The 22,086-nt window shown below is 54.8% G+C and carries 21 protein-coding genes and 1 rRNA gene; 21 read left to right on the plus strand and 1 reads right to left on the minus strand.

Going from position 1 to position 22,086, the window contains the following annotated elements; all coding sequences use genetic code 11:
• Positions 1-120 precede the first annotated feature (120 nt).
• The 16 genes from A8990_RS32705 (at position 121) to A8990_RS07565 (ending at position 16,360) form a co-directional block, all read left to right on the plus strand.
• Entirely contained in the window at positions 121-1,164 is a 1,044-nt protein-coding gene (locus tag A8990_RS32705) for a LysM peptidoglycan-binding domain-containing protein (protein WP_116188387.1), read from the plus strand.
• A gap of 180 nt (positions 1,165-1,344) precedes the next feature.
• Positions 1,345-2,391 (plus strand): sulfonate ABC transporter substrate-binding protein, encoded by a 1,047-nt coding sequence (locus tag A8990_RS07495; protein WP_116188388.1) that lies wholly within the window; start codon positions 1,345-1,347, stop codon positions 2,389-2,391.
• Between the two features lie 67 nt (positions 2,392-2,458).
• Complete coding sequence (gene ssuD, locus A8990_RS07500; RefSeq protein WP_116188389.1) at positions 2,459-3,607, plus strand: FMNH2-dependent alkanesulfonate monooxygenase; 1,149 nt, start codon at positions 2,459-2,461, stop codon at positions 3,605-3,607.
• A gap of 12 nt (positions 3,608-3,619) precedes the next feature.
• Entirely contained in the window at positions 3,620-4,417 is a 798-nt protein-coding gene (ssuC, locus tag A8990_RS07505; RefSeq protein ID WP_116188390.1) for an aliphatic sulfonate ABC transporter permease SsuC, read from the plus strand.
• Positions 4,387-5,229 carry an ATP-binding cassette domain-containing protein gene (locus tag A8990_RS07510; RefSeq protein WP_116188391.1) on the plus strand — a complete coding sequence of 281 codons (843 nt, stop codon included), beginning with the start codon at positions 4,387-4,389 and terminating at the stop codon, positions 5,227-5,229. The genes ssuC and A8990_RS07510 overlap by 31 nt, the downstream gene beginning before the upstream one ends.
• Positions 5,230-5,388: 159 nt before the next feature.
• A complete protein-coding gene (locus A8990_RS07515) occupies positions 5,389-6,369 on the plus strand; it encodes a TolB family protein (RefSeq protein WP_116188392.1) in 981 nt (326 codons plus the stop codon).
• A 122-nt stretch (positions 6,370-6,491) separates the two neighbouring features.
• On the plus strand, positions 6,492-7,286 hold the full coding sequence (locus A8990_RS07520; RefSeq protein WP_425463888.1) for a methyl-accepting chemotaxis protein: 795 nt from the start codon (positions 6,492-6,494) through the stop codon (positions 7,284-7,286).
• A 146-nt stretch (positions 7,287-7,432) separates the two neighbouring features.
• Positions 7,433-8,803, plus strand: a complete 1,371-nt coding sequence (locus A8990_RS07525) for an acyclic terpene utilization AtuA family protein (protein ID WP_116188394.1) — start codon at positions 7,433-7,435, stop codon at positions 8,801-8,803.
• Between the two features lie 2 nt (positions 8,804-8,805).
• Positions 8,806-9,150 (plus strand): AtuA-related protein, encoded by a 345-nt coding sequence (locus A8990_RS07530; protein WP_116188395.1) that lies wholly within the window; start codon positions 8,806-8,808, stop codon positions 9,148-9,150.
• 33 nt (positions 9,151-9,183) lie between these two features.
• A complete protein-coding gene (locus tag A8990_RS07535; RefSeq protein WP_116188396.1) occupies positions 9,184-10,383 on the plus strand; it encodes an acyl-CoA dehydrogenase family protein in 1,200 nt (399 codons plus the stop codon).
• Positions 10,384-10,425: 42 nt separating this feature from the next.
• The gene (locus A8990_RS07540; RefSeq protein ID WP_116188397.1) at positions 10,426-11,979 is read left to right on the plus strand and encodes an acyl-CoA carboxylase subunit beta; all 1,554 of its coding nucleotides are present in this window, start codon (positions 10,426-10,428) and stop codon (positions 11,977-11,979) included.
• 19 nt (positions 11,980-11,998) lie between these two features.
• A complete protein-coding gene (locus A8990_RS07545; protein ID WP_116188398.1) occupies positions 11,999-12,829 on the plus strand; it encodes an enoyl-CoA hydratase-related protein in 831 nt (276 codons plus the stop codon).
• Between the two features lie 56 nt (positions 12,830-12,885).
• Positions 12,886-13,218: an ArsR/SmtB family transcription factor gene (locus A8990_RS07550; protein ID WP_181909448.1), complete on the plus strand. Its 333-nt coding sequence runs from the start codon at positions 12,886-12,888 to the stop codon at positions 13,216-13,218.
• On the plus strand, positions 13,205-13,663 hold the full coding sequence (locus tag A8990_RS07555) for an SRPBCC family protein (protein WP_116188400.1): 459 nt from the start codon (positions 13,205-13,207) through the stop codon (positions 13,661-13,663). Before A8990_RS07550 ends, A8990_RS07555 begins: the two co-directional genes overlap by 14 nt.
• 32 nt (positions 13,664-13,695) lie before the next feature.
• Positions 13,696-14,190, plus strand: coding sequence for an SRPBCC domain-containing protein (locus A8990_RS07560; protein WP_116188401.1), 495 nt, complete (start codon positions 13,696-13,698; stop codon positions 14,188-14,190).
• Positions 14,191-14,302: 112 nt separating this feature from the next.
• Complete coding sequence (locus tag A8990_RS07565) at positions 14,303-16,360, plus strand: prenyltransferase/squalene oxidase repeat-containing protein (protein ID WP_116188402.1); 2,058 nt, start codon at positions 14,303-14,305, stop codon at positions 16,358-16,360.
• 70 nt (positions 16,361-16,430) lie between these two features.
• Here A8990_RS07565 and uraA read toward each other — a convergent pair whose 3' ends face one another.
• The gene (gene uraA, locus A8990_RS07570) at positions 16,431-17,732 is read right to left on the minus strand and encodes a uracil permease (protein WP_116188403.1); all 1,302 of its coding nucleotides are present in this window, start codon (positions 17,730-17,732) and stop codon (positions 16,431-16,433) included.
• Positions 17,733-17,877: 145 nt separating this feature from the next.
• Here uraA and A8990_RS07575 point away from each other — a divergent pair, with 145 nt between their 5' ends.
• The 5 genes from A8990_RS07575 to A8990_RS07595 all read left to right on the plus strand — a co-directional run.
• The gene (locus A8990_RS07575; protein WP_245995884.1) at positions 17,878-18,654 is read left to right on the plus strand and encodes an NUDIX domain-containing protein; all 777 of its coding nucleotides are present in this window, start codon (positions 17,878-17,880) and stop codon (positions 18,652-18,654) included.
• Positions 18,655-18,717: 63 nt separating this feature from the next.
• The gene (locus A8990_RS07580) at positions 18,718-19,278 is read left to right on the plus strand and encodes a cysteine hydrolase family protein (RefSeq protein WP_116188404.1); all 561 of its coding nucleotides are present in this window, start codon (positions 18,718-18,720) and stop codon (positions 19,276-19,278) included.
• Between the two features lie 30 nt (positions 19,279-19,308).
• The gene (gene nadE / locus A8990_RS07585; protein WP_116188424.1) at positions 19,309-20,127 is read left to right on the plus strand and encodes an ammonia-dependent NAD(+) synthetase; all 819 of its coding nucleotides are present in this window, start codon (positions 19,309-19,311) and stop codon (positions 20,125-20,127) included.
• A 5-nt stretch (positions 20,128-20,132) separates the two neighbouring features.
• Positions 20,133-21,578 carry a nicotinate phosphoribosyltransferase gene (locus A8990_RS07590; RefSeq protein ID WP_116188405.1) on the plus strand — a complete coding sequence of 482 codons (1,446 nt, stop codon included), beginning with the start codon at positions 20,133-20,135 and terminating at the stop codon, positions 21,576-21,578.
• Between the two features lie 328 nt (positions 21,579-21,906).
• A 16S ribosomal RNA gene (locus A8990_RS07595) occupies positions 21,907-22,086 on the plus strand; the annotation flags it as partial.

Here is a 22,086-nt window from a genome sequence, read left to right on the forward strand (position 1 = left end):
TTTTCTCCGCCTATTGGATTAATTTACTAAAATCAGCGATGAAGAAGAAGGAATACTGACGAAACAAGGCGAATCCTCTGAGCCGCAAAATTTCATTTGGGCACAGAAGGGTGATAATCGTTGAGCAAGCAGTCGAAGTGGGTACTTGGTATTGTTTTACTAGTCATGCTGTTTACTAGCCGTCCGGAGATATCAAATGCGCTGGCAGACACGGACACCTCTATTATGGTTTCATATAGTATCAAACCGGGGGATACGTTATACGCAATTGCGAAAAAGTTCTACCTGACCGGCGATTACGAGCGGGTAGCGAAGGCGAATGGGCTGGATCCAAAAGCAAGCTTAAAAGCGGGGACAACGCTTGAGCTGTCGAATCCGCTTGTACTGGACCAATATACGGTTAGGCTGGGAGACACGCTGTACGCGATTACGAATCAATACTTCAATCGCGCTCAGTATATGGACGTGCTGATGGGCTACAATCAGATTACGGATCCGAACACGGGGCTGAAGCTCGGCATGGAATTGCGTATTCCGCTGCCTACGGGAGAGAAGAGGCATACCGTCGTTAAGGGCGACACGATCTACAGCTTGGTGGCGCAGTATATGAAGTTCCAAGACTATCAACAGGCAATTGCACGTTACAACGGCCTGCTGGAAACGGTAGATTCTATCAAAGCAGGGCAAGTGCTGCAAATTCCGAATCCGTATTACTTATCGGGGCCGGTGGAAGCTGCCGCTATGCCAGACAAGTCCATATCGGTTGTGAAGCAGTCGAAGAGCGTCTCGCTTGAAATCAACGTGACGCGGAATAAACTATATGTCCACGCCGGCAGCATCATCGTGAAGAGCTTCGACATCGCCAGCGGGAAGCGGCAGGGGCTAACGCCAATCGGAAGCTTCGAGATTATAACGAAGGTCAAGAATCCGTGGTACTTGGCCAAAGAAATTCCTGGCGGCGATCCGAAGAATCCGCTTGGCAGCAGATGGCTCGGTTTAAGCGTACCGAATACAGGCGGCACCAAGTATGGCATTCACGGCACGAACGCGCCTTCCTCAATCGGTACCAATGCCAGCGCAGGCTGCATCCGTATGAACAATAAGGATGTGGAGTGGCTGTTCGATACGATTCCGACGGGGACGATGGTGAAAATTCACGCTTAATGCCCTTTTATTAATTCATAGTTGACACATCGGAATTATATGTATATTATAAACGCATAGATCAATGAGCTTACCGGACGACCGGAAGTTTCCTACACTAATTCTCCTTTGATGGAGCTTGGGATAGGGAAACTTCCGGTTTTTGTGTTGTCCGCTTATCCAAATTGAGGGGTGTTTATGATGACGAAGAGAAACAAGGTTTACCGGAACTTATCCCTAGTGATGATTACGCTGCTTAGTCTGACCTTGCTGCTCGCTGCTTGCGGCTCGAACAACGGCAGCTCTGCGAATGAAGGCGGCTCCACTTCAACCAATTCAAATGCAAGCTCCGACAGCAAAGATTCCAATGACTCCAAAGGCGCATCCGGCACCAAGGAAATCCACATCGGCTATCAGAAATACGGTACGGTCAATATTCTCAAAGCCAAAGGCACGCTCGATAAACGTTTGGAAGCGGAAGGCTACAAAATTACGTGGACGGAATTCCCTGGAGGTCCGCAATTGCTTGAAGCGCTGAACGTCGGCAGCATCGACATCGGTCACACAGGCGAAGCTCCGCCGATCTTCGCACAGGCAGCCGGCGCTCCGCTCGTCTACTTGGCGCATGAGCCTGCAAGTCCGAATAGCGAAGGCATTCTCGTGCCGAAAGGTTCCCCGATCAAATCAATCGCTGACTTGAAAGGCAAGAAGGTTGCGCTCAACAAAGGCTCGAACGTCCATTACCTGCTCGTTAAAGCACTGGAGAAGGCGGGCGTGAAATATAGCGACATTACGACGGTGTTCCTGCCGCCAGGCGATGCACGCGTTGCTTTTGAGAATGGTACGGTCGATGCTTGGGTCATTTGGGACCCGTTCCTGGCAGCCGCGCAAACGGCGACTGGCGGTACGCTGCTGACAGATGGCAAGGATCTCGTATCGAATATTGAGTATTACCTCGCTTCCCGCAAATTCGCGGAAGAGAACGGTCCTGTCATTGAGGCGTTCAAGGAGGAGCTGGACAAAATCGACAAGTGGGCGGAGACGAACCAGAAGGATGTCGCAGCACTGCTGTCCCCGCAGCTCGGCATCGATGTTCCGTCACTTGAGCTGGCAGCAGCACGCAGAGGCTATGGCTTGGCGCCGATCGAAGATTCAATTGTTGAAGCGCAGCAGAAGATCGCAGAGACGTTCTTCGACTTGAAGCTGATTCCGAAAGCCATTCAGGTGAAGGATGCAACGCTGAAATAGATGTTAACGCAACGTTTGTTAGTAATAGAATCCAACCGATAACCGACAACGGAAAGGATGTATGAAAATGGAAGTATTCTGGTTTATTCCGACACATGGCGATGGGCGTTACTTAGGAAGTGCAGAAGGCGCGCGCGTCGTCGATGCCAAATATATGCAGCAAATTGCGCAAGCAGCAGATCGACTTGGCTATGGCGGTGTACTGCTCCCGACAGGAACGTCGTGCGAGGATGCATGGGTAACCGCTTCTTCGCTCATTTCGGTCACGGAGCGGCTGAAGTTTCTAGTCGCGCTGCGTCCAGGGCTCATGTCGCCGACGCTATCCGCGAGAATGGCTTCGACCTTCGATCGCATCTCGAACGGACGGCTGCTTATCAATGTCGTAACCGGCGGCGATCCGGTGGAGCTTGCGAGCGAAGGCGTCTTCCTTGAGCATGACGAGCGCTACGAGCTGACGAGCGAATTCCTCGATATTTGGCGCAGGGAGCTTAGCGGAGAGACGGTCGATTACGAAGGCAAGCATCTGCAAGTAAAAGGCGGCAAGGTGCTCTATCCGCCGGTGCAGAAGCCATATCCGCCGCTTTACTTCGGGGGATCGTCCCCAGCGGGCCAAGAGGTGGCCGCAGATCATATCGATGTGTACCTGACGTGGGGCGAGCCGCCGCAAGAGGTAGCGAAGAAGATTGAACAGGTGCGCAAGCTGGCGGCAGAGCGGGGAAGAGAAGTTCGCTTCGGCATTCGACTGCATGTCATCGTTCGTGAAACGTCCGAAGAGGCGTGGAGAGAAGCGGATCGTCTAATCAGCAAAGTTGATGACGATGCGATTGCAGCTGCCCGCAAAGTGTTCGCCCGTTACGATTCGGCAGGGCAGCAGCGGATGTCCGCTCTGCATGGCGGCGATCGGAGCAAGCTGGAGATTTATCCGAACCTCTGGGCTGGCGTCGGTCTCGTCCGCGGCGGCGCAGGTACGGCACTCGTAGGCAACCCGGAAGAAGTAGCAGGGCTGATGAAAGAGTACGCGGCCCTTGGCATCGATACATTCATTTTGTCCGGCTATCCGCATTTGGAAGAAGCCTATCAATTCGCAGAGCGCGTGTTCCCGCTGCTTCCGCTTCAAGGAGTTCAGCCGGCGAGTGGCCCAACATCGACGAGTCCGTTCGGCGAGCTGATCGCCAATGCAGTTAAGCCTGCGGAACGGGCAACGGCAGCCAGATAGGGGGAAGCGAGAATGAAGAGTCCAGCGGCACGTAACTGGAAAACTGGCACGTTATCTATCGGGCTCGAGTGGTTGATTCCCATTGTCGTCGTCATTGTATGGCAGTGGCTCGGCAGCGCGGGCTGGATATCGCAGCGCATTTTGCCGACGCCTGCATCCGTGATCGAGGCAGGAGTCAAACTGGTTAAGAGCGGTGACCTATTTACTTATATTGGCTCCAGCACAAGACGTGCCATTATCGGGTTTGCCATTGGCGGGATAATCGGGTTTGTGATGGCCATTCTGAACGGCTTGCTGCCGCTTGCGGAGAAGCTGACGGATTCGTCGATTCAGATGATTCGCACGATCCCGCATCTGTCGCTCATTCCGCTCATCATTGCATGGTTCGGCATCGGCGAGCAGGGAAAAATCTTCCTCGTCGCGCTCGGCGTCGCATTCCCGATTTACTTAAATACGCTTCACGGCATTCGATCCGTCGAGACCGGTTTGATTGAGATGGGCCGGACTTACGGGCTTCGGGGCTTTGCGCTCTTCCGAACGATTATTCTGCCAGGCGCGATGCCTTCCATTCTGGTCGGACTTCGATTTGCGCTCGGCATTATGTGGCTCACGCTGATCGTCTCGGAGACGATTTCGGCGAATAGCGGCATCGGTTATATGGCGATGAACGCGCGGGAGTTTTTCCAGATGGACGTTGTTGTGCTCAGCATTATCATCTATGCGCTGCTAGGCAAGCTGTCGGATTGGATGGCGAAGCTACTGGAGAGGAGTTGGCTGCAATGGCATCCACACTACCGGCGGGCGAAATAACGCTTCAGCAGCAGGCACAAACTGTGATTTCAGGAGGCACTCCAACTTCGACATCTACCTCTACCCGAGGGCTGCAAGTAGAAGTACGAGATGCAGTGGTACAGTTCGGCGATCTGACCGTGCTTCAGAAGCTTGAACTATCGATTCCTGCAGGTCAGTTTCTGGCTGTCGTCGGACGGAGCGGCTGCGGCAAAAGCACGCTGCTTCGCCTTCTGGCCGGCTTGGAGCAAGCATCGCAAGGCTCGGTAGCCATAGGTGGCGCGGCTTCATCCGGACTCAGATCGGATGTGCGGGTCATGTTCCAAGACGCCCGGCTGCTCCCTTGGAAAAGCGTGCTGGATAACGTTCGGATCGGCGTCCCGGGCGGCGACCGTTCCAAAGCGCTGGATGCGCTGGAGCTCGTTGGCCTGGCCGACCGCGCGAAGGAATGGCCTTCCGTGCTGTCCGGCGGACAACGGCAGCGGGTGGCGCTTGCGAGAGCGCTCGTCAGCAATCCGAGCCTCCTGCTGTTCGATGAGCCGCTCGGCGCGCTGGATGCGCTCACCCGCATCGAGATGCAGCAGCTCATCGAACGGTTATGGCAGGAGCGCAAGTTCACCGCGGTGCTCGTCACCCATGACGTGAGCGAAGCGGTTGCGCTTGCCGATCGCGTCGTGCTCGTGGAGAACGGCACGATCTCGCAGGATACGGCGATCGCGCTGGCGAGACCGCGCGAGAAGGATAACGGATTCACCCATTACGAGAGCAGCATTCTGAATCGGGTGCTCGGCAGACGCCCGGTTAACCTCAATCAGGATGGGTTTGCGATCTAGCGAATAGGGCAACAGTAGAATCGAGTCTTCTTTCCTATGGAGGGGGATTCGGTTCTTTTTTGATGTTAACGTTGTTAATGATGTTAACGCTTTCTTCTGCTATCATTCTAGGCATATAGAGCCCTTTTAGTCGACTTCATATCGAAGAGGAGTGAGCCCATGAGAAAAATCGCTAGTGCGGTAACGGCGTTGCTGATGCTCGGGGGAACGACTTTTGCTTTTGCTCCAACTGTTTTGGCGGCGGACAAGCAGGTGAAGGCAGGAAGTGAGGCAGCTCAGATTGAACCGGCGGTTGATGGGAATCGGATTGTATGGGCGGATAAGCGCAGCGGGAACTTCGATATTTATATGATGGATACAACTACAGGGAAAGAGCGGCAGATCACCTCGAACAGCTCGAAACAAGTGGACCCGGCTATTAACGGCGACCGTATCGTATGGACCGATTATCGGAACGGGAATGCGGATATTTATATGTTCGATCTCGCAACAGGGGAAGAGTTCCAGATTACTAAGGACGCTGCAGGTCAGTGGGACCCTGCCATCGATGGGGATATGATTGTCTGGGAAGACGGCCGAAATGGCAATTCGGATATTTACGGCTTTAATCTGACGACGAACAAGGAGTGCCGGATTACGACGAACAGCGCGGATCAGTATGCGCCGGCGATTGCAGGAGACAACGTCGTTTGGCAGGATGACCGCAATGGCAGCTCGGATATTTATCAATACAACTTGAACACGGAGCTGGAGAGACGGTTAACGACGGATATCTCCGATCAGTCATTGCCTTCGATTAGCGGCAATACCGTCGTTTGGCTGGATGAACGCAGCAGCAGGGACGAGATTTACACCTACGATCTGGGCACGGGGCAAGAGCGCTCGCTTCCAAGCGACACGAATCCGGATGTGAAGAAGTGGAGTCCGAAGGTGTCCGGAGACAACGTCGTTTGGGTCGATATGCGGGACGGCAACTGGAATATCTATCTCTACAATCTCGCGACTGGACTAGAGAGTCGGGTTACGACGGACGACTCCAAGCACTACGAGCCTGCGATTAGCGGCGGCCAGATCGTGTGGGAGGACAATCGTAATGGCAGCCTCGCGATCTTTACAGTAACTTTGAACGAGAACAGCTGAGGGGCGACAAGGACTTTGTCATATTTTGTAGAAAGAAATAATGGTAACCGATGATCATGATCCTAGATGAACAGATAAGGGGAACCATTATGCATCCAAAGCTGCAAGAGTTAATGAACAGTATGACAACGATCCAACAATCCAGCGTGGAGGATTTGAATATATTCGTGCTCGACCAGGAGAAGCTGCTGGCCAAGCTGCCTGGGAATCGGATTAACCTCGCATTCGAGGTCGGCGATACGTTCGAAGGGAAGCTGAAAGGAAGCGTAACCTACGCGGCGCGAGAGAAGCAGCAGCTGGTCCGCCAAGAGCGGGGACCGGAGTTTATAGGTATTGCGTATGTGGCGACTAGCGTTCCTGTCTATGACGGCGGCGAGATTATTGGCTACTACACGACAGTCGCGGCGAACGACAAAGCGGATATTATTCGCAAGAGCGCGGATAAGCTGGCGAAGTCGGTTGATGACGTTGCAGCATCGACGGAGCAGATGACGGTATCATCGCTTGAGGTGGCAGAGCAGATTAAAGGCGTTCTCGAGGATTCCCAGCTGCTGAATGAGAACGTGACGAAGGTTACTTCGATCCTCTCCTTCGTGGAGGAAGTTGCTTCGAATTCGCATCTTCTCGGACTAAACGCTGCCATTGAGGCGGCTAGAGCGGGCGAGCATGGGCTCGGATTCAACGTCGTCGCAACTGAAATTCGCAAGATGGCGGAGAATAGCAAAAGCTCTGTCGCGACGATTACCTCGATTCTTGAAGAGATGCAGCGTTATGTAGGCAGTATCGATGGGGCGATCAAGCATATTGCCGCTTCAACGCAGGAACATGCAGCGAGCATGGAGGAATTGAGCGCATCGTTCGAGGAGATTGATAAGACGGCACATGACCTGTCGACGGTATTGAACAAGGACGAATAGAGGGCTGTTTGACTGTTTGCCCATGATAGAAATAGAGACAGACCGCAGAATCGTTACGGATGTAACGGATCGGCGGTCTGTTCTGCTTGTACGGCTCCATAGAATGTAGTATTACGCAAGCGTAAGACAGCTGAAAGGAGGATCGAATGCGAACAATACGCATTGGAGCGGGGCAAGGCTTCTATGGCGATTCGATCATCCCCGCATTTGAAACCGCGAGGCGCGGCAATGTCGATTATCTCTGTTTTGACTCGCTGGCTGAGCTTACGCTCGCCATTCTTCAGAAGGACCGACAGCGGGACCCGGCCAAGGGCTATGCGTCGGATATAGCAGGGATGCTCAGGGAGCTGCTCCCGATTGCGAGAGCAACGGGGCTGAAGCTCATTACGAACGCGGGCGGCATGAATCCGCTTGGAGCTTTGAACGTGGCAGAGCGCCTGGCTCGGGAGCTTGGGCTGCAGGGCTTGAAGCTGGCCGTCGTGACAGGCGATGACGTGAAGCTGAAGTTATCCGATATTGCGGCAGAAGGCGTCACGCTGTCGCATATGGAAGACGGGCGCGACATCGCTGCCGTGCAAGATCGGATCGTGTTCGCGAACGCCTACCTCGGAGCGGAGCCGATTGTGGAAGCGCTTCGGTTAGGCGCGGATATCGTCATTACGGGCCGGGTGTCGGATTCGGCTCTATTTCTCGCACCGCTTATTTATGAATTCGGCTGGAATGCCGAGCAGGATTGGGAGCTGCTGGCGCAAGGCGTACTCATGGGGCATCTGCTGGAATGCTCCGGTCAGGTGAGCGGCGGGAATTTCAGCGGTAATTGGCAAGCGGTCGAGTCGCTGGAGAGCATCGGCTTTCCGATCGCGGAGGTTCGCGAAGACGGAGAGTTCGTCGTCACGAAGACGGAAGGGACCGGCGGTCTTGTCTCCGCCGCCACCGTGAAGGAGCAGCTGCTCTATGAGATCCACGATCCGTCGTCCTACAAGACGCCGGATGTGATGCTGGACTTAACCGGCGTGCAGCTGCAAGATGTCGGACCGAATCGGGTGCAGGTGACCGGAGCGCGCGGGGCTGCAAGACCGGATACGTTCAAAGTCGTCATGGGCTACGCGGACGGTTGGCTTGGGCAAGCGATATGGGGCTATTCCTGGCCGGATGCGGTGGCGAAGGCACAGGCAGCGGACCGGATTATTCGAAAGCAGATCGAGGCGCTGCAGCTGCAATACGAAGAGATTCGAACGGACTATATTGGCTTGAATTCCATCCATGGCGTATTGGCAGAGGAGCCAGCGGAGGAGCCGAACGAGATTTATCTTCGCATGGCAGTGCGGACAACAAGTCGAGACGATGCGGCGAAGCTCGGGAGGCTCGTTCCGCCGCTGATGCTGAGCGGCCCGCCGGCGATGGGCGCTTTTCTCGGCGTGATGAAGCCGCGGGAATTGCTCGGCATGTGGTCGTGCCTCGTGCCGCGCGAGATTATCGAGCGGGGCATTCGCGTGACCGTGCAGGAGGTGGTCTAACGATGGCTTTAGTTCGCAAGCAGCTGCGGCATCTCGTGCAGGCGCGCTCCGGCGATAAGGGCAATACGATCAATATTGCCGTGATCGCGCCAAACGCCGAGGTGTATGCCGTGCTCCTGCAGGAAGTGACGGTTGAGCGGGTGAAGGCACATTTTTGCGGCATGGTAGAGGGGGATGTGAAACGTTATGAGGTGCCCGGTCTTCATGCGATGAACTTTGTGTGCCGTGGCGCGCTCGGCGGGGGCGGCTCCAGAACGCTGCGCATCGATAATCTCGGCAAGTGCTATGCGGCCAATTTGATGAGGCTCGAAATCGATATCGACGACACCGTACTAGCAGGCTCTTAGCTCCAAGTCATAAGCAAGAGAGGGTGTTCGAGGATGAATTTCGACTTAACGGAAGAGCAGGCGATGATTCGAACGCTGATTCGTGATTTTGCAGAAGCGGAAGTGGCTCCGGGAGCGGTTGAACGAGACCGGACCGGCACGTTCCCGGTTGATATATTCGAGAAGCTGGCGAAGCTCGGGCTGATGGGGCTGCCTTTTCCCGAGCAGTACGATGGCGGCGGGGCGGATACGATCTGCTTCGCGATTGTAGTTGAGGAATTGAGTCGAGTGTGTGCTTCGACAGGCATTACTTATTCGGCGCATGTGTCGCTCGGCGGTTCCCCGATCTACCTCTTCGGGACGGAGGCGCAGAAGAAGCAGTACTTAGCTCCGCTGTGTCGGGGTGATTATTTAGGGGCGTTCGGGCTTACCGAGCCGGATGCCGGATCAGACGCGGGCGGGACGAGGACGACGGCGGTGCGAAAAGGTAATGGCGTTGGCGATGGAGATGGAGACGGAAGCGGAAGCGGAAGCGGAAGCGGAGGCAGAGAAGGTTGGGTCATCAGCGGTTCGAAATGCTTCATCACCAATGCCAGCTATGCGAAGCATCTCGCGCTTACGGCGGTGACTGACCGGGCGAAAGGAACGAGTGGCATCAGCGCCTTCATCGTACCAACGGATGCGCCTGGCTTCAGCATTATCGATAACTACGAGAAAATGGGGCTTCACGCCTCCAACACCACCGAGCTCGTAATCGATCAGGTGGAAGTGCCTTTTGATAATCTGCTTGGTACCGAAGGCAATGGCTTCAAGCAGTTTCTCGCCGTGCTCGACGGCGGCCGCATCGGCATCGGCGCGATGGCGATCGGCATTGCGCAAGGCGCCTTCGAGCGGGCGCTTCGTTATGCGAAGCAGCGCAAGCAGTTCGGGAGAACGCTGTCCTCGTTCCAAGCGATTCAGTTCAAGCTTGCGGATATGGCAACGCAGATTGACGCGGCGCGCACGATGGTGTATCGGGCCGGTTGGCTGAAGGATCAAGGCAGGCCGTTCAAGAAAGAGGCAGCAATGGCGAAGCTGCTCGCGTCGGAGATTTGTATGAAGGTATGCGATCAAGCCGTACAAATCCATGGCGGCTATGGATATATGCGCGAGTACGAGGTGGAGCGGTTCATGCGTGACGCGAAGCTGCTCGAGATTGGCGAGGGCACCTCGGAAATTCAGCGGATGGTCATCGCTGCGCAGCTCGGCTGTTGAAGTCAGCGACGCGCTGATGTGCCTGCAAGGAGGGAGAAGCAGATGGAGCATGAACATGATGAAGCGGAACCGGTGAAGGATCGATTGCAGGAGCAGATCGACGAGATCAAGCAAGGCGGCGCTGCCAAGTACCATGCGAAGAATGCCGAGCAGGGTAAGCTGTTCGTCCGTGACCGGCTCTCGTTATTGTTCGATGCGGATGTGGAGCTGGAGGACGCCATGTTCGCCAGCTGTGCGGAGTACGGGCTACCTGCCGACGGCGTCGTTACGGCGATCGGCCGCATTCACGGCAAGCCGGTCGCGGTCATCGCGAATGATTCGACCGTGAAAGCCGGCTCCTGGGGAGCACGCACCGTGGAGAAAATCATCCGCATGCAGGAGACCGCAGACAAGCTTCGAATTCCGCTCTTGTATCTGGTCGATTCGGCTGGCGCGCGGATCACCGATCAAGCGCTTATGTATCCGGGCCGGCGCGGAGCGGGACGGATCTTCTATAACGAAGTGAAGCTGTCGGGCCGCATCCCGCAGGTGTGCATCCTGTTTGGACCGTCCGCTGCAGGCGGCGCCTATATTCCGGCGTTCTGCGATATCGTCATTATGGTCGAGGGGAACGGGTCCATGTACCTCGGCTCTCCACGGATTGTGGAGATGGTGACAGGGGAGAAGGCAACGCTCGAAGCGCTCGGCGGGGCTAGGATGCACTGCTCCGTCTCCGGCTGCGGCGATGTGCTTGCGAAGAACGAGGAGGAAGCGATTGGGCTGACCCGCGAGTATCTCAGCTACTTCCCTGCAAACTTTACGGAGTTGCCGCCTTCGCGGGGAGCTGAGCCGCCTGCGGACCTCAAGGTGCCGCTGGACAGCATCATTCCAGACAATCAGTACACAGCGTTTGATATGTACCAGCTTATAGAAGGGCTGATTGATGAGCACTCTTTCTTCGAGATCAAGCGTTTGTTCGCGCGCGAGCTGATCACGGGCTTGGCGCGATTGAACGGAAAGCCGATCGGCATTATCGCCAACCAGCCGAAGACGAAAGGCGGCATCCTGTTCCACGATTCGGCGGACAAAGCGGCGAAGTTCATCAGCCTGTGCGACGCCTTCCATATTCCGCTGCTGTTCCTCGCCGACGTTCCGGGCTTTATGGTTGGTACTGCGGTAGAGCAGGCAGGCATTATCCGCCATGGCGCGAAAATGATTGCAGCGGTGTCCGAGGCCACCGTGCCGAAGATTTCCGTCATTGTCCGCAAAGCGTACGGTGCGGGACTGTATGCGATGGCCGGTCCGGCGTTCGAACCGGACTGCTGCTTGGCGCTGCCTTCGGCGCAGATCGCCGTCATGGGGCCGGAGGCGGCGGTCAATGCGGTGTACGCGAATAAGATCGCGGAATTGCCGGAGGCGGAGCGTGCTGGTTATATCGCGAGTAAGCGCGAGGAATACAGCCGCGATATCGACCTCTACCAGCTCGCCTCGGATATGGTCGTTGATGGGATCGTTCCGGCGCATGGCCTGCGCCGCGAGCTGATTAAGCGGTTCGACGTGTATGCGTCGAAGACCCTTACGTTCACCGAGCGCAAGCATCCGGTCAATCCGGTCTGACAAGAAGGAGGCTGAGCTGATGTCAACGGAGCATGGGCAGGAGCGGGAGCAGGAGCAGCAAGCGGAGCAGGAGCCGATCGTATTTGAGCATCGCGGCCATATCGGCTATATCCGGCTCAATCGTCCGGAGCAGCTGAACGCGATTAACCGGGCGATGCTGGATGCGCTTGGCGCGCTCATCGAGCAGATCGGACGCAGCGCGCGGGACACGCGCGTCGTCGTCATCGAAGGCGCTGGCCGCGCGTTCAGTGCCGGCGCTGACCTGAAGGAGCGCCAGACGATGGGCTCGCCGGAGCAAATCCGGCAGAGCATCCATCGCATCAAAGCGGTGCTCGCCGCGCTGGAGCAGCTGCCGCAGCCGACGATCGCCTCGCTCGGCGGGCTCGCCTTCGGCGGCGGGCTCGAGCTCGCGCTCGCCTGCGACTTCCGCTACGCCGCGCGCGGGGTGAAGCTCGGCCTGACCGAGGTCGGCCTCGGCATCATCCCCGGCGGCGGCGGCACGCAGCGGCTGCCGCGGCTCATCGGGGCAGCGCGCGCGAAGGAGCTCATCCTGACCGCGCGGCGCATAACAGCGGAGCAGGCCTGCGAGCTCGGCCTGCTGAACGGCGTTGCCGATGACGAGACGCAGCTCGAGGCGCTCGTCTCGCAGCTGGCGGCGGAGCTGCTGCAGGCCGCCCCGATCGCCGTCTATCAAGCGAAGCTCGCCATTAATAGAGGACTCGACACGGACCTTGAGTCCGGGATGGACATCGAGAATGCCGCCTACGAAGTGACGATTCCGACGAAGGATCGCCAAGAGGCGCTCGAAGCGTTCCGCGCGAAGAGAAAGCCGAATTTTACAGGGGAGTAGCAGGGGACTGCTGCTCACGCTTGACATGCAACCATTAGACTGCATATTATATTCCCATGGACAACATATTTAGAGCGCTCGCCGACGCCAGCCGCAGACAGCTGCTCGACGAGCTTTTCAAACGCAATGGACAAACCTTAACCGAGCTGTGCGAGCATTTGGAGATGACGCGGCAGTCGGTGACGAAGCATCTATCGATATTGGAGGATGCGCAGCTCGTCGTAACCGAGTGGCAGGGGCGCAGCAAGCTGCACTACTTGAACACCGCGCCGCTTGGAGAAATTCATGATCGCTGGATCAGCAAGTTCGACCAGCACCGGGTAAATATTTTGCAGCTGCTGAAACGGAAACTAGAGGAGGAGCATAACGAACGCCATGACAACGACTAATGCTTTTGTTTACACGACGTATATTGCCACTACGCCGGAGAAGCTGTGGGAGGCGCTGACAAGCAGCGAGTTTACGGAGCAGTATTTCTTCGGCAGTCGGATTGAATCCGATTGGAAGATAGGGTCCAAGGTGACTTATTCGCGGGGCGGGGAAGTGACGGATTACGGTACGATATTGAAATGCGAGCCTCATAGGCTGCTGTCGTTCACATGGAACTATGTGGCGGACAAGTCCGGACGCGCCGAGCCGTCGCAAGTAACGTTTACTCTCGTACCGATGAACGGCTCCGTGAAGCTGACGCTGAAGCACGAGAATCTGATCCCTTCGGATATTGTCGACCGCGATGATACTTTCGAGGGCTTAAACAACGGCTGGCCGGCAATCCTGAGTAATCTGAAGAGCTTGCTGGAAACGGGCAGAACGCTGCCGCCTGTATCCCTCTAATCCTATTAACGAAAGCGAGTGACCACTACACGATGTCGAGCAATAGCAATAGCAATAACAATAGCAATAACAATAACAATAACAATAGCAATCTATCCAACGTAACGAAGATCCGCATCAACAAGTCCGCCGAAGATGTCTATGAAGCATTCGCCGATCCGGACAAGCTGACACAGTTCTGGTTCTCAGGCTCCGCAAGACTTGAGCAAGGTAGGACCTTCACTTGGCGCTATGAAGAGTACAATGCCGAGGTGCCGATCTACATCGCAGAGCTGTCAGCGAACGAACGTATCGTATTCCGCTGGGGCGGCGAAGATGGCGGCAATTTCGTCACGATCATCATGCATCCAGAGCAGCCAACGACAACGGTTGTGGAGGTTATAGAAGCAGGGTTCGACCCAAGCGCGGACAGCGAAGAACTGCGGCAAGCCATGATCGACAACAAGGAAGGGTGGACCTACATGCTCACCTGCCTTAAGGGCTACCTCGAATACGGTGCGAAACTGCGCGCAGCTCTCGTAAAATAAAACATTCTTCTATCCTTACGCCGGAATCTCCCATGCTATACTAATATGAGCAGCATGTTGCACAGCGTAGAATTCCAATTACATCGTTTCCGGCGAGAGGATGAACACTTTCATGGCAAGCTGGCTTCAACAAGGATTAGGAATCAAATGGTTCACGCAGCATCAATGGCACAACCATAAGCTCGTTCCTGCGAGCGAAGAGAATTCATCTGACAGAGACACCGCAAGCTATGTAGCAGAGCTGCCCGAAGCAAAGATCGAACTTACCATTCGTCCTACTGCAATCGATTCCAGAATGAGCTGCTGCGAGGCTGAAGTCATCATAACGCCGAAACAAGCCGAGCTCGCGTTAAGCGGCATTCAGCTAACGATGCCAGTCGCAGCGGACCAGACATGCGTGTGGAAACCGCAGCTCGCGCCGCAAGATAACATGGCTATCGGGGACAAAATGTTCCGTTCCCCCGCCATCGTCTTCGAGAACGCCGAGCATATGGCCGCATTCGTGCCTGACTTGAAATCAATCGAGCAGGACCGTCGCATTCCGTATGTGATGGATTATTCATTGCAGGATCACTCGCTTATGTATGGTCTGTGCAGTTACGTAGAAACAGGGCATGTGTATCACGAGCTGACACCATCGCCTACTATAGTTACAGAGCCGCTCGTCTTCCGATTCTATCTCGTAGAGTGGGCGAAAGATGCAGATGCACGTGACAAAGACTATCGTTTCGTCGAGAAGTTCCTATGGAATCTTTATTCCCTGGACACGCGGATGCCTGCCGAGCAGGAGCTAACCCAAATCGAGGAGCTGCAGCCTTATGCCGAGCACGCGTTCGGCTGGGCGCTTGATCGATGGAAGGATGTCACGTGGCAAGAGTTTACGCTAAGCAGCGGCGAAGAAGTCGGCGGCGTAGTCTTTATCGTTCGTGCCCGGCAGAAGCCAGGTCTTGGCGAGGAAGATCAGTGGCGTGAGCCGAAGAGTCTCTGGAACCAAGCGTGGTTCTGCGGACTGCGTACCGCATACGGATATGCGGGGTGGGGTCGAGCTCACGGCCGCGAGGACTGGGTAGCGAAATCTCAGAAAGCGCTTAACTTCGCGCTGAGTGCTCCGCAGCAGAACGGGCTGTTCCCGGGTTATTTTAAAGCCGGGGATGATAATAGCTGGGAGACGGGCCGATGGTACATGTCCTGTCCTCGTCGCCCGGATGGGCTGGACGACTATGTCCATCTGCTGGATGCTTCGTGGACCTGTTACTGGCTATTGAAGTGGTACCAGGATGTAGGCGCAGACGAACGGATTCTACCGTATGTCCGCAATTACGTGAATCGTCTGCTGGAGCTTCAGCTAGAGAGCGGCGGCTTCCCGGCATGGGTCAATCCCGTGAATGGCGACATCGCTCCTTACCTGCTGGAGAGTCCTGAAACTTCCATGCATGTCATGCTGCTTTGCCTGCTTAATCGCATCGAAGCGGATGCGCACTATATCGATGCTGCCGAGCGGGCGGCGGAGATGGTGCTACGTGATGTCGTTCAACAAGGACGCTGGGAGGACTTCGAGACGTACTGGTCCTGCTCCAGGGAGTGGGAATACAAGCAGCACGGCGTGCTGGATGCGCGAAGCGGGCTTTACAACCAGTGCAACTTCGGCATGTATTGGACGGCGGAAGCATTCAAAGACTTGTATGAAGCAACCGGTTCGGTGCTGTGGCTGGATGCCGGAGAGCAGGTACTTGCCGAGGCGTCGCTCTATCAACAGATCTGGCAGCCTCCGTTCATCGAAGTGCCGGCTATCGGCGGGTTTGGCGTTATGACCTCGGATGACGAGTGGAATGATGCGCGGCAAAGCCTGTTTGCCCTCACGTATCTCGACTACTACCGCGTAACTGGCAACGCTGCTTATAAAGCGAGAGCGCTATGGTCGATGAAAGCATCGTTCTATATGATGTACTGCCCTCTTAATCCGGTCGTGAAGGCTAAATACGAGCGCGTGCATACACAGTTCAATGAGCAAGACTATGGCTTCCATATGGAGAACTTTGGCCACAATGATGGTACGGCGGTCGAAGGTCTCGGCGAATTTACGATTTTCGATTGGGGCTGCGGAGCGGCAGCCGCATCGCTTGTCGAGTTCGAGCGCAAACTGCGCACGATGACGCCCTCATTAGCTTAATAACAAAAAGACTCAGTCCCTATGGGGCTGAGTCTTTTGCTATTTTTCTTAGGTTTCTTAGCTAGCTTTCTTAGCTTTCTTTCTTTGCTTTATTCCGTTCGTCCTCTTCCGTCAAACCGAGCACTTCGATCAGCTTCAGGAACAGGCTGAGCACAATTGCGGCAACTGTCGCCAGCGCCATCCCTTTCAGCTCAAAATTGCCCCATTTCAGCGTAGTCCCGCTAAGTCCGATAACGAGCACGACCGTTGTCAGCATCAGATTCGCTGGCTTCGAGTAGTTGACCTTCGTCTCCACGAGCATCCGCAGACCGGACGCTGCGATAACGCCGAACAACAGCAAGGATACGCCGCCCATAACCGGCGACGGAATCGTTTGGATCAGCGCAGACAGTTTCCCGACAAAAGAAAGCACAACCGCTACGCAAGCCGCGCCCCCGACAACCCATACCGAGTACACGCGGCTGATCGCCATAACGCCGATATTTTCGCCATATGTCGTGTTTGGCGTTGAGCCAACGAAGCCGGAAATAATCGTCGAGATGCCGTTGCCGAGCAGCGATTTGCTGAGGCCGGGATCTTTGGTGAGATCTCTCTCGACAATGTTGCTTGTCACGATCAGATGCCCGATATGCTCAGCGACTACGACAAGTGCAGCAGGCGCGATAATGGCGATGCTGGACCAGTCGAAGGTCGGCTTATAGAACGTAGGAGCGCCGAACCACGGTGCTGCGCTAAGGGCTGCTTTTACATCAACAATGCCCAGGATGCATGCAAGCACATATCCGACGATAATGGCGACAAGAATCGGAATGACCCGGAGGAATCCGCGGAATAGTACCGAACCGACGACTCCGATGCACAGTGTAACAATCGATACGGTCAGTGTCGTTCCATCCGGTGACCAATCTGCCGGGGCGTCGGATCCGGCGATGAAGCCTGCCATTTGCGCGGCAACCGGCACGAGCTCAAGCCCGATAACGGCAACGATCGCACCCATCGCTGCAGGCGGGAACACAACATCGATCCAGCTTGTCCCGGCCACTCTAATAATAAGAGAGATTAGTGTAAAAATAATCCCGACAATAATAAAGCCGCCAAGCGCAGCGGAATAGCCGCCTTTCGAGTTAAGCACCACGAACACTGGAGAGAGGAAGGCGAAGCTCGATCCCAAGTAAGCCGGAATCTTGAAGTTCGTAAGTATGAGATAGAGCAGCGTGCCAATGCCGTTCATAAGCAGAATCGTCGACGGATCCACTTTGAAGAGGATAGGTACAAGAACTGTCGAGCCGAACATCGCGAACAGATGCTGCAAACTGAGCGGGACACTGGCGAGCAGTGACGGCCGTTCATCAACTTGAATGACTTTGGACAACGGTAATGAACCCCCTGAACTAGATAATAAGCATTTTTGCCAAACGTAATCTTAACATACTTGAACTGGGCGGATAACCGCTTGACAAAATAATTTAATAATGTCATTATGACATTATTAAAACAAAGAAGCAGGTGATGGCCGCTTGAACGAACCAATAGACGACACAGCCTCCACGTATTCTCCGCTTAAGTATCGGACGCCGGACGGTGCGCCTGCCGATATTGTTATCTTCACCATTACATCTCAGGTACGCAATACGGTGAAGAAGTCGCTCCCGACAAGGCAGCTCGAAGTGCTGCTGATTGAGCGCAAAGCCTGGCCTTTTGCAGGGCAGTGGGCACTCCCAGGCGGGTTCTCCAAGGATACGGAGACGATTATGGAAAGCGCGAAGCGTGAGCTGCAGGAAGAGACGGGCGTAGAGGATGTCCATATCGAATATTTGAATGTCTATAGCGAGCCGGGGCGTGATCCGCGGGGATGGATTATCTCGCATGCGTTCGTTGCACTCGTGCACGAGAGCTATCTTGCAGGACGCAGTGCTGCTGACGATGCGGCAGATGTTCGGCTGATTCCGGTGGAAGAGGCGCTGGCGATGGATCTCGCTTTTGACCACAAACTCATTTTGCAGGATGCGCTGAACCATATCCGGCATCAGATGCTGACGACGACCATAGCACGCGAGTTTCTTCCGGAGGAATTTACGATCGGCGAGCTGTACCAAGTCATTGAAGCCGTCGTGCCGGAGTTTGTTGAACGAAATTTTATCCGCAAAATCACATCAACACAGAGCCGCAGGGGCATTATTGAAGAAGTGCGAGATTCCCGCGGCGAGCTGAAGATGTCGAATCGCTACTCCCAGCGTGCGGCGCAGCTGTACCGATTCACAGATTTTCTGCCTCAGCTGTCAATCTACAGCTAGGCATTCTTTTATACAGTTTAATAATGTCGTTATGACATAATTATGATGAGGATGGTGGGTTAGATGAAAGCATTGATCGTTATCGATTACACCGTTGATTTTGTAATAGGAAAGCTGCCTTGCGGCGATCCTGCAGTTGCGATTGAGGACCGGATTGCCGAGCTGACGCAGCAGTTTGTTCGGGAAGGCGATTTTGTCGTTATGGCAGTTGACCTTCACTATGAGCACGAGACGCTGCATCCGGAGCACAAGCTGTTCCCTCCGCACAATATTGAAGGCACGCCGGGGCGCGAGCTGTACGGCAAACTGCGAGATGTTTATGAAGCCGAGCATGAAAAGATCTATTGGATGGACAAAACTAGATATAGCGCATTTTGCGGAACGGATTTGGAGCTGCAGCTTCGGATGCGAGGCATTACGGAGCTTCACCTCGTTGGTGTATGTACGGATATTTGCGTGCTGCATACAGCGGTGGATGCGTATAACCGCGGCTTCCAAATCGTCGTTCATGCTGATAGCGTCGCTTCGTTTAATCAGAACGGGCACGAGTGGGCGCTGGGGCATTTTGCAGGATCGCTGGGTGCTGCTGTGTTGAAGAATAATGGACCGACTACTACGTTATAAAAGAGGAGATGTGTGACGATGGCTACAACGATGCAGAAACAGATCATCGCCGATCTGAAAGTGAAGCCTCAGATCAATGCTGCCGAGGAAGCGCGCTGCCGAGTGGAGTTTATGAAAGCCTATCTGAAGCGGACGAAGGCTAAGGGCTTCGTGCTCGGCATTTCCGGCGGGCAGGATTCGACCCTTGCAGGCAGGCTCGCACAGCTGGCAGTTGATGAGTGGAATGCGGAGCATTCGGATCAAGTGAGCTTCATCGCCGTGCGGTTGCCATATGGCGTGCAGCAGGATGAAGCGGATGCGCAGGACGCGCTTAAGTTCATCGCGCCGACTCGTACGGTAACGGTGAATGTGAAACCGGCAGTAGACGCGGCGGTTGAGCAGTTTGCTGTGGCGACAGGAGAGAAGCTGGGCGACTTTCACAAAGGAAACGTGAAGGCGCGCGAGCGGATGAAGGCTCAGTATGATATCGCTGCTCACTATGGGCTGCTGGTGCTCGGAACGGATCACGCGGCTGAGGCTATCACAGGTTTCTATACCAAGCATGGCGACGGTGCTTGTGACATGGCTCCGATCTACGGTCTTAATAAGAGGCAAGGCCGGGCGGTGCTTCAATCGCTGGGATGCCCGGAGCGTCTCTATATGAAGAAGCCAACTGCCGACTTGGAGGATTTGAAGCCAGGATTGCCGGATGAAGAAGCGCTTGGCATGTCGTATGAGAATCTGGACGACTATTTGGAAGGAGTGACATTGCCTGAGGAACTGAGCGAGCGGATCGAAGCGCGCTACCGTGCGACAGAACATAAACGTCGCGGACCGGTTACAATCTACGACGATTGGTGGAAGGGGTAAGGGCAATGAACTATGAGAATCTAACGCTTCACACGGACAAATATCAGATCAATATGATGTACGCGCACTGGGCGCAGGGCTCGTTGAATGAGCGCGCGGTGTTTGAGGTTTACTTCCGCAAGCTGCCATTCGGGAACGGCTTCGCTGTAGCTGCCGGGCTGGAGCGGGTGATTGCCTATATAGAAGGGCTTCGTTTCGGCGAGGAGGAAATCGCCTACCTGAAGGAGCAAGAAGAGAATTACTCGGAAGAGTTCCTGCAGCTGCTCCGCGAGTTTCGTTTTACGGGGAACATGGACGCTGTGCCGGAAGGAACGATTGTCTTCCCGAACGAGCCTTTGGTGCGCGTTGAAGCTCGCGTTTTTGAGGCGCAGCTAGTGGAGACGGCGCTGCTGAACTTCGTCAACTTCCAGACTTTGATCGCGACCAAAGCATCGCGAATCAAGCAGGTCGCCGGCGATGACGTGCTGCTCGAATTCGGCACTCGACGCGCACAGGAGGCGGATGCTGCGATATGGGGGGCGCGGGCAGCCTATATCGCTGGCTTCCATGCGACTTCCAATATGCGCTGTGGCATGCTGTTTGGAATACCGACCAAAGGCACGCATGCTCACGCATGGGTACAAGGGCATGCAACTGAGGAGGAAGCATTCCGCAAATATGCGGAGGTGCTTCCCGATCAGGTGACGCTGCTTGTCGATACGTATGATACTCTTCGCAGCGGGGTGCCGAATGCAATTCGCATCGGTCATATGCTGGAGCAGCAGGGCAAGCGAATGAACGCCATCCGGTTGGACAGCGGCGACTTGGCGTATCTGTCGCAGCGGGCGCGGGCAATGTTGGATGAAGCGGGCTTGCCGTATGTGAAGATCGTGGCATCCAATGACTTGGATGAGAACATTATCTTCAACCTGAAGGCGCAAGGCGCGCGTATTGATACATGGGGCGTAGGTACGCAGCTGATTACTGCTGGCGACCAGCCGTCGCTCGGCGGAGTCTATAAGCTTGTCGCTCGGGAGGAAGATGGAGCATTCATACCGGTTATTAAGATTTCAGGCAATCCCGAGAAAGTGAGCACGCCAGGCATCAAAGAAGTGTACCGCATAATAAACCGGAAGACTGGTATGGCGGACGGCGATTATATTGCGCTTCGTGAGGAAGAGGGGGTAAAGCGCGGCGAGCCTATTCAGCTGCATGATCCACTTCATCCTTATATACCGACTATCATTAAGGACTATGAAGCTGTATCGCTGCTGCGCAATATCTTCCGCGACGGCAAGCTTGTGTATACGATGCCGAGCCTCGGGGAAATCCGGGACTATCATAAGCAGCAAATGCACCAGTTCTGGCCGCAGTATCTGCGCAAGCTGAACCCTGAGACGTACCGCGTCAATATCAGCGTTGCTGCATGGCAGCTGAAGCTGGATTTGATCAAGCGATATAGGGAGCAATAGGAGGTGCCTTTGGCGCCTCCAAACTTTTTTTATAAAAAGACTTGCCAAGTCGAATAATGTCGTGTTATATTCTAATTCCGCCGCTGAGACGTACACGTTAGCACGGTGGACGAAACGAAAACAAGCCCAAAAATAAAGCTTGCAATTAAGTTTCGAAATATGATATATTCTAATTCCGGTCGCGAGACTGGGACGAGAAATAAAGAAACATTTTGTTCCTTGAAAACTGAACAATGAGCGACCTGTCAAAAGGTCATACAATTAAGCTAGTTTTTTGAATGAGCTAACAAGCGAATTCATTTGGCGCAAATGGCTCCGCCATTTCGCCTTTATGGAGAGTTTGATCCTGGCTCAGGACGAACGCTGGCGGCGTGCCTAATACATGCAAGTCGAGCGGATCTTACCTTCGGGTAAGGTTAGCGGCGGACGGGTGAGTAACACGTAGGCAACCTGCCTGTAAGACCGGGATAACATTCGGAAACGAATGCTAATACCGGATATGCAACTT

Source organism: Paenibacillus taihuensis (genome assembly GCF_003386535.1).
In the GTDB taxonomy this organism is placed as follows: Bacteria; Bacillota; Bacilli; order Paenibacillales; family Paenibacillaceae; genus Paenibacillus_Z; species Paenibacillus_Z taihuensis.

Bases quoted from the DNA above. Each gene is read 5' to 3' on its own strand.
- A8990_RS07495 (WP_116188388.1), top strand. From the start codon at position 1,345: ATGACGAAGAGAAACAAGGTTTACCGGAACTTATCCCTAGTGATGATT.
- ssuD (WP_116188389.1), top strand. From the start codon at position 2,459: ATGGAAGTATTCTGGTTTATTCCGACACATGGCGATGGGCGTTACTTA.
- ssuC (WP_116188390.1), top strand. From the start codon at position 3,620: ATGAAGAGTCCAGCGGCACGTAACTGGAAAACTGGCACGTTATCTATC.
- A8990_RS07510 (WP_116188391.1), top strand. From the start codon at position 4,387: ATGGCATCCACACTACCGGCGGGCGAAATAACGCTTCAGCAGCAGGCA.
- A8990_RS07515 (WP_116188392.1), top strand. From the start codon at position 5,389: ATGAGAAAAATCGCTAGTGCGGTAACGGCGTTGCTGATGCTCGGGGGA.
- A8990_RS07520 (WP_425463888.1), top strand. From the start codon at position 6,492: ATGACAACGATCCAACAATCCAGCGTGGAGGATTTGAATATATTCGTG.
- A8990_RS07525 (WP_116188394.1), top strand. From the start codon at position 7,433: ATGCGAACAATACGCATTGGAGCGGGGCAAGGCTTCTATGGCGATTCG.
- A8990_RS07530 (WP_116188395.1), top strand. From the start codon at position 8,806: ATGGCTTTAGTTCGCAAGCAGCTGCGGCATCTCGTGCAGGCGCGCTCC.
- A8990_RS07535 (WP_116188396.1), top strand. From the start codon at position 9,184: ATGAATTTCGACTTAACGGAAGAGCAGGCGATGATTCGAACGCTGATT.
- A8990_RS07540 (WP_116188397.1), top strand. From the start codon at position 10,426: ATGGAGCATGAACATGATGAAGCGGAACCGGTGAAGGATCGATTGCAG.
- A8990_RS07545 (WP_116188398.1), top strand. From the start codon at position 11,999: ATGTCAACGGAGCATGGGCAGGAGCGGGAGCAGGAGCAGCAAGCGGAG.
- A8990_RS07550 (WP_181909448.1), top strand. From the start codon at position 12,886: ATGGACAACATATTTAGAGCGCTCGCCGACGCCAGCCGCAGACAGCTG.
- A8990_RS07555 (WP_116188400.1), top strand. From the start codon at position 13,205: ATGACAACGACTAATGCTTTTGTTTACACGACGTATATTGCCACTACG.
- A8990_RS07560 (WP_116188401.1), top strand. From the start codon at position 13,696: ATGTCGAGCAATAGCAATAGCAATAACAATAGCAATAACAATAACAAT.
- A8990_RS07565 (WP_116188402.1), top strand. From the start codon at position 14,303: ATGGCAAGCTGGCTTCAACAAGGATTAGGAATCAAATGGTTCACGCAG.
- A8990_RS07580 (WP_116188404.1), top strand. From the start codon at position 18,718: ATGAAAGCATTGATCGTTATCGATTACACCGTTGATTTTGTAATAGGA.
- nadE (WP_116188424.1), top strand. From the start codon at position 19,309: ATGCAGAAACAGATCATCGCCGATCTGAAAGTGAAGCCTCAGATCAAT.
- A8990_RS07590 (WP_116188405.1), top strand. From the start codon at position 20,133: ATGAACTATGAGAATCTAACGCTTCACACGGACAAATATCAGATCAAT.